1 protein-coding gene is annotated in these 728 nt (G+C 43.4%); it reads right to left on the reverse strand.

Going from position 1 to position 728, the window contains the following annotated elements; translation table 11 throughout:
- A partial coding sequence (locus JKG61_RS22765) for an RpnC/YadD family protein (protein ID WP_202105306.1) occupies positions 1–656 on the reverse strand: 656 nt, incomplete at its 3' end.
- Positions 657–728 lie beyond the last annotated feature (72 nt).

The raw sequence follows: 728 nt of genomic DNA on the forward strand, positions 1-728 counted from the left end.
AAAAACACTAAAAAGCTCATTATACGGTCTTTACTATATTTGTTGGTCTCGATCAGCGCACGCGCGATCGTACTCCGCTGCGCCGCCAGCTCTTCCTCAGGAATCTTATTCTCCTGCAGCGCTTTCTGACAGGCCAATACAATATACGCAAAAATATTGTCCATACCAAGCAGCTCGCCTTCCTGATGGTCAAAGATCTGATAGGTTAAATAATGGAACGTCAAAGAAGTACCAAAAACGCAATAACTATATTCACCGGGGCACCCTTGGGTACGCGGTCCTGTAAATACAGCAATGGTCTCCACAGGCACACGATAACGATCCAACAGGCGGTAATGATATTGAAATATGCGATAGGGAAATGACTCGTCATTACCACCCTCGATCTCGGTATGAACCAGGATCCATTTCTCACGGCCGTCTTTCAGGAATACCTTGACCAAAAGATCAGCTACACGCTTCCCTTTTTTACGTTCCCTATCCGGAATGATCTCCAATAGCTCTTTGTCCATAAAGGTCAATCCACGATCCAGATCGAAAATATCGTCCGCTTCGGGATACATGAATTGTAAAAAATCAGGAAAATTTTCCTCGAAGATCGCTTTCAGAAGTTCGTCGTTCTTCTTAGCAGGTTTTAGCCCCCGTCCTGTACTCATAATTCAACTTGTTGGTTAACGGCCCCAAAATACAAAACAAAAACCTGACAATCAAACTAATACGTAAAAAAA

The sequence above is a fragment of the Sphingobacterium faecale genome, assembly GCF_016746095.1.
Lineage (GTDB): Bacteria > Bacteroidota > Bacteroidia > Sphingobacteriales > Sphingobacteriaceae > Sphingobacterium > Sphingobacterium faecale.